Source organism: Marinovum sp. (assembly GCF_048263515.1).
Taxonomy (GTDB): domain Bacteria; phylum Pseudomonadota; class Alphaproteobacteria; order Rhodobacterales; family Rhodobacteraceae; genus Marinovum.
In genome coordinates this window covers 199,643-212,140 of record NZ_JBLXEC010000001.1, presented here as the reverse complement: position 1 = coordinate 212,140, position 12,498 = coordinate 199,643, and the positions used below count along the sequence as shown (strand labels likewise).

Sequence of the window (12,498 nt, the reverse complement as noted above, 5' to 3'; positions counted from 1 at the left end):
CAACACGGAGTCCTTGATGACCAAGCTGAAAACCACCGCTGCGCAGATGGTCGCAGATGCCCGCGCGCGGATCGAAGAGATCGAAACCGCCGACCTGATCGCCATGCTGGACGATCCGAACCTGGTGATTGTCGACATCCGCGACGTGCGCGAACGCCAGCGCGCGGGATACATCCCGGGCAGCTTTCACGCGCCCCGCGGGATGATCGAATTCTGGGTCGATCCCGACAGCCCGTATTTCAAGGAAGTCTTCGGCCAGCCGGACAAGAAATTCGTGTTCCACTGCGCCTCGGGCTGGCGCTCGGCGCTGACCACGGCGACGTTGCAGGACATGGGATTCGAGGCCGCGCACCTGAAGGAAGGCTTCTCCACCTGGGAAAAGCAGGGCGGCCCGGTGGAGCATGCCGAACCGAAGGCCTGAGATCGGCCCGCGGGCGTCCCGGACCTGATCCGGGACCTCACCGCCGGCAGCCCCGGACCCCCTCCGGGGCCCGGCTCTCACGGCTGTCGCGTCAGTTGTTGCGCAGCTTGTCCGACACCGACCGCGCCGCATGCGCCACCAGCGCGCCGTATCTGTCCTCGCCGCCCTCCGGCAGGTTGATGTCGGGCAGCGAGATGCCCAGGGCGCCCACCGGCTCGCCGCCCGGCAGGGTGATGGCCGCACCGAAGCTGAGGATGCGGTCGCGGAATTCGCCGGTGTCGAAGGCAAAGCCGCGCTTGAGCGTGGCCGCGAGGTCTGCCTCCAGCGCCTCGAGATCGGTCAGGGTCCGGTCGGTGTGCTGCGTCAGCGCGCCGGTGATCTGGTCGCGCAGCCTGTCGTATTCCGCCGCGAGGATCGCCTTGCCGGTGCCGACGCAATGCAGCGGCGCGGTGCCGCCGATGGCATTCCACGACCGGATCGGCTTCTGGCTGTCGACCTTGTCGATATAGACCACCGACAGCGCTTCACGCACCGCCAGGTAGACCGTCTCGCCGGTTTCCTGCGACAGGAACGACAGTTCCGGCGCCGACAGTTCCCGCAGGTTCAGGTTCTCCACCGAGGCGCGCCCCACCCGCCATGTCTTGAGCGTGGCGGCATAGGTCTTGTCGGCCTGGTGCTGGACATAGCCCAGCGTGGTCAGCGTCTGCAGCAGGCGAAAGGTGTTGGACTTGGTCAGACCCAGCTCTTTGGACAGCTCGGTGACGCCCTTGCCCTGTTGCGAGGCAACCAGGTTTTCCAGGATGGCCAGCCCCTTGGACAGGGTCGAATCCACCTTGGGTTCTTTCGGGGCGTCGCTGCTCATGTCTCGTCCTGTCCTCTTTTGCGCCTTGGTAGCATCTACGCCCCCGCTTCGAAAGCCGGCGGGTCATGGGCCTCGACCGGCGGCGGCGGGGTCGCCTCGAAGCGCTGCACCTCGACCAGCGCGGAATGCGCCGCCGGGCTCTGGGTCAGTGACGAGGTGCGTTGGTCGTGGGTCAGCGCATTGGGGTTGCCGTGCCGGTCGCGCGCCTGCGGGGCGGCAAAGTCCGGATCCCACCACGCGCCGGTCCACAGGAAGACGCAGCCCCGCTGCACCTCGTCAGTGATCCGCGCGCCGGCAAGGCAGCGGCCACGGTCGTTGAACAGCTCCACCACCGTGCCCTCCTCGATGCCGCGCGCGCGGGCATCCTCGGGGTGGATCAGCACCGGCTCCCGCCCCGCCACCTTGTGGCTCAGGCTGAAGGCGCCGTTGTCGAGCTGGCTGTGCAGCCGGGTCTTCGGCTGGCCCGAGAGCAGCGCCAGCGGATAGGTCCCTGCCCGTCCCGCGGCCTGATCGCGCGGCGGAAACCATGTGGCATGGCCCTTGCAGTCCGGCAGGTCGAAGCCGGCGATGACCTCCGAGAACAGCTCGATACGGCCACTGGGGGTCGGCAGCCGGTTGGCCTCGGGGTCGGCCCGATACTCGGCCAGGAAGACCTGCTCCGGGCTCGGGTCAGGCAGGAAGATCACGTCGCCGGCGAGGAAGGTGTCCCAGTCCGGCAGGTCGATCCCGGTGTCGCGCGCACGGCCGCGCGTCACCTCCCAGATCTCGCGCAGCCAGTCGTCACAGGTCTTGCCCTCGGTAAAGGCCTCGGCCGTGCCCAGCCGGGCCGCCAGGTCGGCGTAGATGTCATACTCGATCCGCGCCTCGCCCTCGGGCGCCACAAGCTGCGGCATCGGCACCAGCGCATTGTCGGACTTGCCGGCGCCGAAATCCGTGCGCTCCTGCGCGGCCGCCACGGGCAGCACGATATCGGCGTGGCGGGCGGTGGCCGTCCAGTTCACTTCGTTGACGATGACCGTCTCGGGCGTCTGGAAGGCGCGGTGCAGGCGGTTCAGGTCCTGGTGGTGATGGAACGGATTGCCGCCCGCCCACCAGACCAGCCGCGCCTGCGGAAAGCGGCGCGTCTGCCCCTGATAGCTGTAGCTGCCGCCGGGGTTCAGAAGCATCTCGCTGATCATCGCCACGGGGATGAAGTCCTGCACCGGGTTGACGCCCTGGCCGAGGGTGCCCCAGCGGAACGGCCGTTCGATATTGCCGATATTGGCATTGACCCCGTAGCCCACGGTATAGCCGCCGCCGGGCAGGCCGATCTGGCCCAGCATCGCGGCGAGGGTCACCGCCATCCAGATCGGCTGTTCGCCATAATCAGTGCGTTGCACACCGGCGGCGAGGCTGATCATCGTCCGACCCCGCGCCATGCGCCGCGCGAGGGCGCGAATGCTGTTGGCGTCGACACCGGTCAGACCGGCGGCCCAGGCGGCGTCCTTGGGCTGGCCGTCGTCCTCGCCCAGCAGATGGCTGCGGACCCGGTCGAACCCGGTGGTGTACCGCGCCAGAAAGGCCGGGTCGTGCAGCCCCTCCGTCAGCAGCGTATGTGCCAGCCCCATCATCAGCGCGGTGTCGCTGCCGGGCCGGGCCGGCAGCCATTCGGCGTTCAGCACCTCTGCCGCATCGCTGCGCAGCGGGCTGACATTGACGAAGGACACGCCGTTGCCGACACAAGCCTCCAGATTGGCCGTCATGCGATGCCGGGCGACCCCGCCGTCGCTGACCTGGGTGTTGCGCAGCGCCATGCCGCCGAACATCACCACCAGGTCGGTATGCTGCGCGATCACCGGCCAGCGCGTGGCCTGGGCCACATGGGTGCGATACGACCCGACGATATGCGGCATCAGACCCAGCGCGGCGTTGTAGCTGTAGTTCCCGTCGGACCGCACGAAACCGCCGATGGTGTTCAGGAACCGCTTGAGCTGGCTTTGCGCATGGTGGAACCGCCCGGCGCTGGACCAGCCATAAGACCCGGCGTAGATGGCGGTATTGCCATGGGTCTCGCGGACGCGGGCCAGCGCGTCGGCGATCAGGTCGAGCGCCTTGTCCCAACTGACCTCGACAAAGCTGTCCTGCCCGCGCGGCACCGCGCCGGGGGTTCCGTTCAGCCAGCTCCTGCGCACCGCCGGGCGCCGCACCCGCGCCTTGCCGTGCAGGCTGCCGGGGATGTTGGCGTTGATCGCGGACGCCTCGGGATCAGTGGGATGGCCCTCGACGGCAACAACCTTGCCCCGCTCGATGGTGGCCAGCCCGACACCCCAGTGGCTGGCTGTCAACTTCCTGGTTTGCTCGCTCATTTGCCGACCCATGTGCTGCTATACAGTACGATTATTTCGTATATTGACACACGTCAGCGATACTGTCATCTCTAAAATGCACAAGTCATCGCGAGGCTCACATGGCGAAGTCTGCCCCCGGCATTGCCGACCAGCTGGTTCAGTCCGGACGTCCCGACCGCATCGAGGGGCGCCATGTCAACATGCCGCTCGAGCTTGGCTCGACCATGGTATTCGACACCCTGGCGGCGTTCGAGACCGCCCGCGATGCAAGGTACACCCCCGGCACGCTGTATTATGCCCGCTACGGCAATGCAGCTACCTTTCAGCTGGAAACGGCGCTCGCCGGGCTCGAAGGCGCCGATGGCGTGACGCTGACCTCGTCGGGCGTCGCCGCGATCACCCTGACGCTGATGCATTTCGTCCGCCCCGGCGCGCATCTGCTGGTGGCCGACCATGTCTACGGCAACACCCGCGCCTTCTGCGACACCGTGCTGGCGCGGATGGGGGTCGAGGTCGAGTATTTCGACCCGATGTGCGGTGCCGACATCGCAGCTCTGCTGCGCGACAGCACCTGCGCGGTGATGTTCGAGGCGCCGGGCTCGGGCACCTTCGAGGTGCCGGACATCCCGGCGATTGCCGCCGCGGCCAGGGCCGCCGGCGTGCCGTCGATCCTCGACGGCACATGGGCCACGCCGATCAACTGCCGCCCGCTCTCGCTGGGCGTCGATGTGGTGGTGGCCTCGCTGTCGAAATATCTCAGCGGCCATTCCGACTGCATGATGGGCATGATCGCCAGCACCTCTGACCACGCGACGGGCCTGCGCAAGACGGTCATGGCCGTGGGCGACAAGACCGGCGGACAGGAGGTCTTTCTGGCGCTGCGCGGCCTGCGGACGCTCAAGATCCGCATGGAGCACGTCGACCGCGCCGGCCGTGAGATCGCCGGCTGGCTGGGCCGCCAGCCGCAGGTCAGACGCCTGCTGCACCCCGCCTTTGCCTCCTGCCCCGGCCACGACCACTGGGCCCGTGATTTCACCGGCGCGGCGGGTCTTTTCGCGGTGGTTTTTCACCCCTGTTCCGACGATCAGGTCCGGGCCTTTGTCGACGCGCTGCATCACTTCGGCATCGGGGTCAGCTGGGGGGGCTACGAAAGCCTCGTGCTGCCGGTCAAACCGCAGCGCAGCGCCGGCACCTGGACCGAGGACGGCCAGCTTGTCCGCTTCAACATCGGGCTCGAGGAGACCGGGACACTCATTGCCGATCTCGCAGCCGCCCTGCCGCTTCTCAACACCGCACCGGAGTAACCATGCACAACAAGATCGACCATTTCGCCATCGGCGCCGAGACGCTCGAGCAGGGCGTCGCCGCGCTGCAGGAGACACTTGGCGTCACCGTGCCGCGCGGCGGCAAGCACGACGCGATGAGCACCCACAACTGCGTGATGCAGGCCGGAAACGAAAGCTTCCTCGAACTGATCGCCATCGACCCCGAGGCGCCGGCGCCCGGCCGGACCCGCTGGTTCACCCTCGACGATCCCGACACCCGGGCGCGGCTGGCCGACCGTCCGCGGGCGCTCTGCTGGGTGGTGGGCACCGATGATCTCGACGCGGTGATCGCCGCCAGCCCGGTCGACCTGGGCGAGGTGGTGCTCTTTACCCGCGGTGACCGCTCCTGGCGGTTGACCGTGCCCCGCGATGGCAGCCTGCCGATGGCGGGCCTCCTGCCCGCCTTCATCGAATGGTCCCCCGGCCCGCATCCCAGCACCGGCCAGCAGGACCTGGGCGTGCGGCTCGACAAGGTGCAGCTGTCCCACCCGGAGCCCGAGGCGCTGCGGTCGGTACTGCAAGCGCTGCAGGTGGATCATCTGGCCGAGGTCGGCCAGGGCGCGCCGGGCCTGTCCTTTGCCCTGTCGTCCCCCAAAGGCCACGTCGTCCTCGACTGAGCCCTCGTCCGTCTGAACACAAAGCGCCCGAAGTCCCGCATGGCACTTCGGGCGTTTGCTGTTCCGGGCGGCCGGATCAGCGCTCCGACAGCGCCATCCGGCCCTTGAGGTACTCGCCGTACTGACCGAGCGAGAAGATGAAGACCCAGTAGATCGCCGCAACGAAGAGGTAGACCTCGATGTAATAGGGCGCCCAGTCCGCCGTGCCGAAGGCAGTCTTGCCCGAGGCGAGGATGTCGAAGAAGCCGATGATCGTCACGATCGCGGTTTCCTTGAAGGTCACCACCACCATGTTGACCGTGCTGGGCAGCGCATGGCGGAAGACCTGCGGCAGGACGATCCGCCCGAGGATGCTCCAATAGCCCAGCCCCAGCGCACGGCCGGCCTCGAACTGGCCCTTGGGGATCGCCTGAAAGCCGCCGCGAAAGACCTCGGCCTGGTAGCAGGCAAAGAACAGCGCGAAGGCGAAGATCACCCGCCAAATCTTGTCGCCCTCCAGCCAGCTTGGCAGGAACAGCGGCACGACCACGGCGGCGGTAAAGAGCGTCGTCACCAGCGGCAGCGACCGGATCGTGTCGATGAGAAGGACCGCACCCCATCTGACCACCGGCATCCGTGACCGGCGCATCAGCGCCAGCCCCAGCCCCATCGGCATGCCCAGAAGCACCACCGCGGCAAACAGGAACAGGGTCAGCGACAGCCCGCCCCAGCCATCGGTCGTCACCTGCACCAGCCCCAGAAGGCTGCCCTCCATCAGCAGGTAATAGCTGGCAAAGCCCGCGATCCAGAGAAGCGCCAGCCGCCGCGCCGCCCACATCGCCGGCACGCAGGAGGCCACCACCGTCACCACGATGGCCAGCGCCGCCAGCGTCGAGCGCCAGTGCTGGTCGTAGGGATAGGTGCCGAACAGGATCAGCCGGTGCCTGGCATCGATCACCGCCCAGCAGGCGCCCCCATGGCCGCAGCTGTCGACATTCTCCTTGCTCCAGACCGCGCGGACCACCGCCCAGTCGAGAAAGCTCCAGGCGATCCAGCCCAGAACCGCGAAGACCAGCACCGAGATCGCGGTCGACAGCGGCGAGCCGAAGCCGCGTTTGACAAACAGTTTGCCCAGGGCCTCGAACCGGCCGGGCGGAATGGTTTCGGCGACGGCCATCTCAGTGCTCCTTCAGCTGCAGGCGCGCATTCAGCCAGTTGGTGAACAGGGCGATGGAATAGTTGATCGCCAGGAAGGTCAGCATCAGCAGCAGGATCAGTTCCAGCGTCTGGCCGGACTGGCTGATGGCGTTGACGGTGATGTAGAACAGATCGCTGAAGCCGATGGCGATCCCGATGGTGGTGGCCTTCATCATGAAGATCCACTGGTTGCCGAGCGGCGGAATGATGCTGCGCAGCGCCATCGGCACCTTGATCCGCAACCAGATCGACATCGGGCTCAGGCCCAGCGCCTGCCCGGCCTCGATCAGGCCACGCGGCACCTGTGACAGGCCGCCCCGGACGATCTCGGCCACATAGGCGCTGCCGTAGAGCGTGATCGAGGCGATCAGCGCGAACAGCTCGATCGGCACGGAGATGCCGCCGGCAAAGCGCAGGCCCTGCAGCACCGGGATCGACAGCAGGCCCTCGCCCTCCGGTCGCAGGGCCAGCGCCCCGAGCAGCGCGATCCCCAGGCTGCCGCCACACCAGATCGCCAGACCCCGCCACAACGACGTTTTCGCCACGATCAGCCCGAGGCCCAGGGCCAGCGAGGCCAGCAACAGCGCCACGGCACTGCCCGGACCGACGTTGAGCCCCGGCAGCATCAGGCCGCGCCCCGACAGAAAGGCGACATCGCCAAGGCTCATCGCCTGCCGCGGGCCGCCCAGGTGGATCAGGATCGCATAGAGAAAGATCGCCTGAAGGATCAGCGGAATGTTGCGGAAGATCTGCACATAGACGCTGGCCGCGAAGTTCAGCGCCGGGTGGCGGGCATCCCTCAGCGTGCCGATGAGAAAGCCGAAGACCGTCGTCGTGACGATGCAGGTGACGCCCACGAAAAGCGTGTTCAGAAGGCCGATGAACAGCGTGTAGGAATAGCGGTCATTGATCGATCGCTCCACCAGCGAGAAGGAATAGTCCCATCCCGTGCCGCGCTCGAGAAAGGCAAAGCCGCTGGTCATGTTCAGCCGCGTCAGGTTGTATTGCGCGTTGGACACCGCGCCCCAGACCGCCAGCGCCGCCACGATGAGGATCACCGCCTGAAGTCCGAGCCTGCGGTACCTGGCCCGTGCACGAAGTTGTTCTGCCGCCGTCATGTCGCGCCCCCACACTGCGCTGGAAGAAAGGCCGCCCCGCAGGGGGGCGGCGCAGGATCCTGCCCCGGGCTCAGTCGAGGATCGGCGCATAGAGCACGCCGCCATGGCTCCAGAGATTGTTGAGGCCACGCTCTAGCTTGTACGGGCTGTCCTTGCCGAGGTTGCGGTCGTAGATTTCGCCGAAATTGCCGACCGCCGCAATCATCTCGCGCGCCCAGGTGTCGCGCATGCCCAGGCGTTCGCCCATCCCCGGCTCGACGCCCAGCAGGCGGGCAACGCGCGGGTTCGGCGGGGTGGCGGCCATGTCCTCGACATTGGCCGCGGTGATGCCTTCCTCCTCGGCGATCAGCAGCGCCGCCAGCATCCAGTTCACCACGTCGACAAAACCCTCGTCGCCCTGGCGCATCGCCGCCGCGATCGGCTCGGCCGACAGCTGGTCGCCCAGGATCACATGCGCCTCGGGGTTGTCGATCTCGGTGGCCCGCAGAACCGCCAGAAAGGGGCCCCAGGCGGCAAAGGCATCACAGCGGTTGGCAAGATAGGCCGAGCGCAGTTCCGCCGCGCTCTCGTAAGAGACCATGCTGTGTTCGATGTTCTCGGTCTGCAGATAGTTCGCGACCAGACGCTCGATCGTCGTTCCGGCCTCGACGCAGATCGTGCCGCCGGCCAGCCCCGAGGCATCGGTCACGCCCAGGTCGCCATGCGCCATCAGCTGCGCCCCGCCGAAGAAATACGGCAGGCTGAACTGCAGGCCCTGCTCGGTGTCGCGCCCCATGGTCCAGCCGGTGGCCTTGATGATCACGTCGACGTCGCCGGACTGCAGCGCCGGAAACCGCTGCGCCCAGCTCAGCGGCACGATCTTGTTCTTGTCGGGATCGCCCAGGATGGCCGTGGTCAGAGCGCGGCAGAGGTCGATGTCGAGCCCCTTCCACTCGTTGTTGTCATTCACTTCGACGAAGCCGAAATAGCTGCCGTTGTGCCCCGAGCAGAGCAGCGTTCCGCGCTCTTCGATCTGCTTCACTGTCTCGCTTTGTGCCGCGGCCATCTGCGGCGCGGTCAGGCTTGCTGCCAGGATGGCGCCAACCGCCAGAAACTTGGTCATCGGTCATTTCCCTTTGTTCTATATAGCGGCACGTGTGTTCTGATATAAAATATGCGCTCATCCTGCGCCGCGAGTCAACAATTTTGATCGGACAGGTCCTCGTCGGCGCCGGAGACGCGTCGCTGTGCCGTGAAATCGGGCAGAAAACAGATGCATTTTTCAGGGGAGCGCAGACCGGGCGTCACGACTCGTCGTAAATGACCGCGCGGCGCAGCCCGAGGCCTGTCAGGCCAATGCCCGCAAAAAAAGATGCTGCTGGAACGCAACAACGGAGCGGCCGCCGCCGGCCGCCCGCGTCAAGGGCCCCCGGCGCGTCCCGCGCCGGAGCGATGGTCAGCCGCCTACAGGTCGAGCTCGATCACGCCGTCCGCCTCGGCGGCCCGCGACTGGCACAGGATGATCCCGGTCTCGCGCTGCTTCTTCGACAGCACGAAATCCCGGTGCTCCACCGCGCCTGAAACCAGCCCGCAGCGACAGACCCCGCAAATCCCGTCAGAGCACTTGATGTCGACGGGATAGCCCTTCTCCACCAGCACATCCGCGGCGGTCCTGTCAGCGGGCACGGTGAAGCTTTTGCCGGACTTGGCCAGCCTGATCTCGAAGGCGTGGTTCACGTAATCGGGCTGCTCCGGCACCGAGAAATACTCCAGGTGCCGCGCCTCTTCCGGGAAACCCGCCGCCTCGGCAGCCGCCATCACCGCGCTCATGTAGCGCTCGCCGCCGCAGGTGTAGACGTGCCAGCCGGGCTGGTAGCCCTGCAGGATGGACCCAAGATCGAGGCGGGTGCCTTCGTCAGAGACATGCAGCCGGACCTTGTCGGCCCAGGCAAAGCCCGCGATATCCGCCAGAAAGCCCATGCCGGCGCGCGACCGGCCCGAGTAATGCAGCTCGAAGCTTCGGCCCTGCGCGTGCAGCTCATGCGCCATGGCCAGCATCGGCGTGATGCCGATGCCGCCGCCCAGCAGCACCGTATGCGTGGCCTCGGGATCGAGCGGAAAGTGGTTGATCGGTTTCGAGACAAAGACACGCCGGCCCTCGGTGAAGATCCGGTGCATCAGCTTCGATCCGCCGCGGCCCTCGTCCTCGCGCAGCACGGCGATCTGGAACCGGTCGCGGTCGGCGGGATCGCCCGAGAGCGAATATTGCCGCAGGAAGTCCGGTGCCACCACGATATCGAGATGCGCCCCGGCCTGCCAGTCCGGCAACGGCTGGCCATCGACCGGCATGAACTCGTATTTCGTCACCCCCTCGGCCATCCGCTCGACCTTGGAGACGACCACCTGGATCACCGGGCTCTCGCCATCGGCGGTGTAGCGGTGCAGGAACGGCTCCAGCGTGCCCTCGGCGGCGCGGCGCTGGTATTCCTCGGCGGTGATCATCGCCTGATAGGCCTCGATCCCGGCCTCGCGGTCCATCGGGAAGGGATAGGGATGGGGCGGCGGCGCCAGCGGCGCGGGATAGACCGCCAGCGTCTGGTCCTCGTACTTCAGGTCGAGGTCCTTCTGCAGCGACCGCGCATTGACCGGCTTGTCAGTCGGGCGATAGGCGCCGTCGGCCTGAAGTTCGAGGTCCCACCACCATTTCTTGACCGGGTTGAGGGTGCCGTTGTCCACATAGTCGTCGAGCTTCGCCAGCAGCGGCGCGGCCCCCGGCATGTTCATCGCGGCCCAGCGAAACGGCTTTTCGGCGAACAGCCCCTCGAGGTTCCACGGGCAGGTCTTCATGCAGCGGCCGCACATCGCCCCGCCGGGGGTGGTGATGCGGTAGGTGGTGCATTTCTGGCTGTCGCTCTTCCAGATCTCGTAACCGTTGAACATCAGCTTCGGCCCGGCGGTGATCGCCCCCGAGGGGCATTCGCGGGCGCATTTGTTGCAGCTCTCGCAGAACTTCTGCAGGCCGAAATCAATCGGCTTGTCAGGTGTCATCGGCAGATCGGTGGTAACCACCCCGGATTTCAGCCGCGGACCGAGAAACGGGTTCAGGATCACCTCGCCGATGCGGGACACCTCGCCCAACCCGGCCAGCAACAGCAGCGGCGGCTGCAGCACCTCGCCATCCATGACCGAATGCGCCTTGGCCTTGTAGCCGAGGTTGCGGATCTGCCGCGCGATGACGCCGCCCAGCAGCGAAAACCGCAGGTAGGCGCGCATGGATTGCGCCACCGCGATCCAGTCATCGCCCGAGGAGCCTTCCATGGTCTCGTAGCCCTGGTCGACGATCATGCTGATGGCATGGCCATGCTCGGGCACGATGGGCTCGCCGCGGGCGTCGTGGCTGTACCAGGTCCACTCCGGGCAGCGCGAGATACCCACCGCGTCGAGCCCGAGGAAATAGCTGGTGGCCTTGACCAGTTCGGCCGCCCTGTCGGGGTCGAGCCGCACCTTCTCGGCCGCCGGATCCCCGTCCTGCAGCAGGGTAAAGGCGCCAAGCGCCCGGCGCTGCGCGGTCGAGGGCGCAGCCTTGAAGACGTATTTCCCGCCGCGCGCCCCATCCTGCACGTGCTTGCCGAGATCGCCGAAAACCGAACGCGCGAACATGTCGGCGCGCTTGGGCACCCGGGCCACGTTGGGCTCGTCGATATAGGTGGTGGGCCTGTCGACCCGTTTCAGCGTCTCGAAGGGATGCGCGCCGTCGACAAAGCGCCGCTTGCGGAAGGGCACGGCGTTCGAGGCCGACTTGGCAAACCCCCGACCCAGTTTCCAGGCGGTGCCGAAGGCGCTTTTGGGCTGCTGGCCCAGCGGCACCAGAGGCAGATCGGCGGCCAGATCAAAGCTCGTGGTGATGGCCGCAAGGCCGAAGCGCGTGCCGATATAGGGGTGTGTCAGCACGCCGTCCTCGACCGTCACCAGCCCCGCCGCCACGGCCAGCCGGTTCAGATCGACGTCCGAGCAGGACACCGTATGCGCCCGCGCCGGATGCCCCAGAACCCGCAGGTAATTCGCCAGAACCGTCGCCGTCTCCGCCGCCAGAAGCCCGGCGCGATGGGCATAGGCCTCGGCGAACCATTCGGTGCCGGGCTCGTCCGGCAGCGGATCGCGCGGGTTCTCGTAGAGGAAAACCACCGCGTGGGTATGGCCGTCGATCGAGGTGGGCGGCGCCTCGGCCGATTCCTTCAGATCGGCCATGATCTGATCGATCCCGGCGGCCAGCGTCTTGGTCTGGCGGGTCTTCAATTCCTCGGCCAGTCTTGCCACATCGGGGTTCAGGTGCGGCGCGTCCAGACGCGCGGCGGCGGGCAACAGGCAGACCCCGGTGACGGCGGCGTCGGAAAAGTAGGAAAACGCCTTGATGTGGTTGGCCCGCTCCAGGGGATCGGTCGGGCAGTCGGCCGTGGCCGGGTTGACGATCCCGTCGCGGATCACGTCCAGCATCGCCTGATGTTCGCGCATGGCGTTGACGATCGAGGCCGGCGTGTCGGACCGATCGAAGGACAGCGGCGCAAAGGGCGGTACCTCGCCCAGGTCCGGCGGGGTGGACGTCCGCGCCAGCAATTCCGAGGGATAGGGCCCCATGTGAACCGGACGGGTCTTGTCGGAGAACAGACGCATGG

General features: G+C 67.0%; 9 protein-coding genes. 3 read left to right on the top strand and 6 right to left on the bottom strand.

The genetic code is table 11. From position 1 onward, the window contains the following. The first annotated feature begins 16 nt into the window (after positions 1 to 16). Positions 17 to 421, top strand: a complete 405-nt coding sequence (locus ACN0SE_RS01035; RefSeq protein WP_417522607.1) for a rhodanese-like domain-containing protein — start codon at positions 17 to 19, stop codon at positions 419 to 421. Positions 422 to 512: 91 nt separating this feature from the next. Here ACN0SE_RS01035 and ACN0SE_RS01030 read toward each other — a convergent pair whose 3' ends face one another. Together ACN0SE_RS01030 and ACN0SE_RS01025 are read right to left on the bottom strand one after the other, a co-directional pair. Continuing rightward, positions 513 to 1,283: an IclR family transcriptional regulator gene (locus tag ACN0SE_RS01030; protein WP_417522606.1), complete on the bottom strand. Its 771-nt coding sequence runs from the start codon at positions 1,281 to 1,283 to the stop codon at positions 513 to 515. A 35-nt stretch (positions 1,284 to 1,318) separates the two neighbouring features. Beyond that, the gene (locus ACN0SE_RS01025; protein WP_417522605.1) at positions 1,319 to 3,628 is read right to left on the bottom strand and encodes a molybdopterin-dependent oxidoreductase; all 2,310 of its coding nucleotides are present in this window, start codon (positions 3,626 to 3,628) and stop codon (positions 1,319 to 1,321) included. Positions 3,629 to 3,729: 101 nt separating this feature from the next. On the opposite strand from ACN0SE_RS01025, the gene metC reads away from it, so the two are divergent. Both metC and ACN0SE_RS01015 read left to right on the top strand, forming a co-directional pair. Further along, positions 3,730 to 4,914 (top strand): cystathionine beta-lyase, encoded by a 1,185-nt coding sequence (metC, locus tag ACN0SE_RS01020; protein ID WP_417522604.1) that lies wholly within the window; start codon positions 3,730 to 3,732, stop codon positions 4,912 to 4,914. A 2-nt stretch (positions 4,915 to 4,916) separates the two neighbouring features. Beyond that, the gene (locus ACN0SE_RS01015) at positions 4,917 to 5,552 is read left to right on the top strand and encodes a VOC family protein (protein ID WP_417522603.1); all 636 of its coding nucleotides are present in this window, start codon (positions 4,917 to 4,919) and stop codon (positions 5,550 to 5,552) included. Positions 5,553 to 5,628: 76 nt separating this feature from the next. Here ACN0SE_RS01015 and ACN0SE_RS01010 read toward each other — a convergent pair whose 3' ends face one another. From ACN0SE_RS01010 to ACN0SE_RS00995, 4 genes are all read right to left on the bottom strand, one after another. Then, positions 5,629 to 6,708 (bottom strand): amino acid ABC transporter permease, encoded by a 1,080-nt coding sequence (locus tag ACN0SE_RS01010; RefSeq protein WP_417522602.1) that lies wholly within the window; start codon positions 6,706 to 6,708, stop codon positions 5,629 to 5,631. Position 6,709: 1 nt separating this feature from the next. After that, positions 6,710 to 7,786: an ABC transporter permease subunit gene (locus ACN0SE_RS01005; RefSeq protein WP_417522601.1), complete on the bottom strand. Its 1,077-nt coding sequence runs from the start codon at positions 7,784 to 7,786 to the stop codon at positions 6,710 to 6,712. Between the two features lie 130 nt (positions 7,787 to 7,916). Further along, positions 7,917 to 8,948 carry a transporter substrate-binding domain-containing protein gene (locus ACN0SE_RS01000; RefSeq protein WP_417522600.1) on the bottom strand — a complete coding sequence of 344 codons (1,032 nt, stop codon included), beginning with the start codon at positions 8,946 to 8,948 and terminating at the stop codon, positions 7,917 to 7,919. Positions 8,949 to 9,289: 341 nt separating this feature from the next. Further along, positions 9,290 to 12,496, bottom strand: coding sequence for a reductive dehalogenase (locus ACN0SE_RS00995; protein ID WP_417522599.1), 3,207 nt, complete (start codon positions 12,494 to 12,496; stop codon positions 9,290 to 9,292). Positions 12,497 to 12,498: the final 2 nt, after the last annotated feature.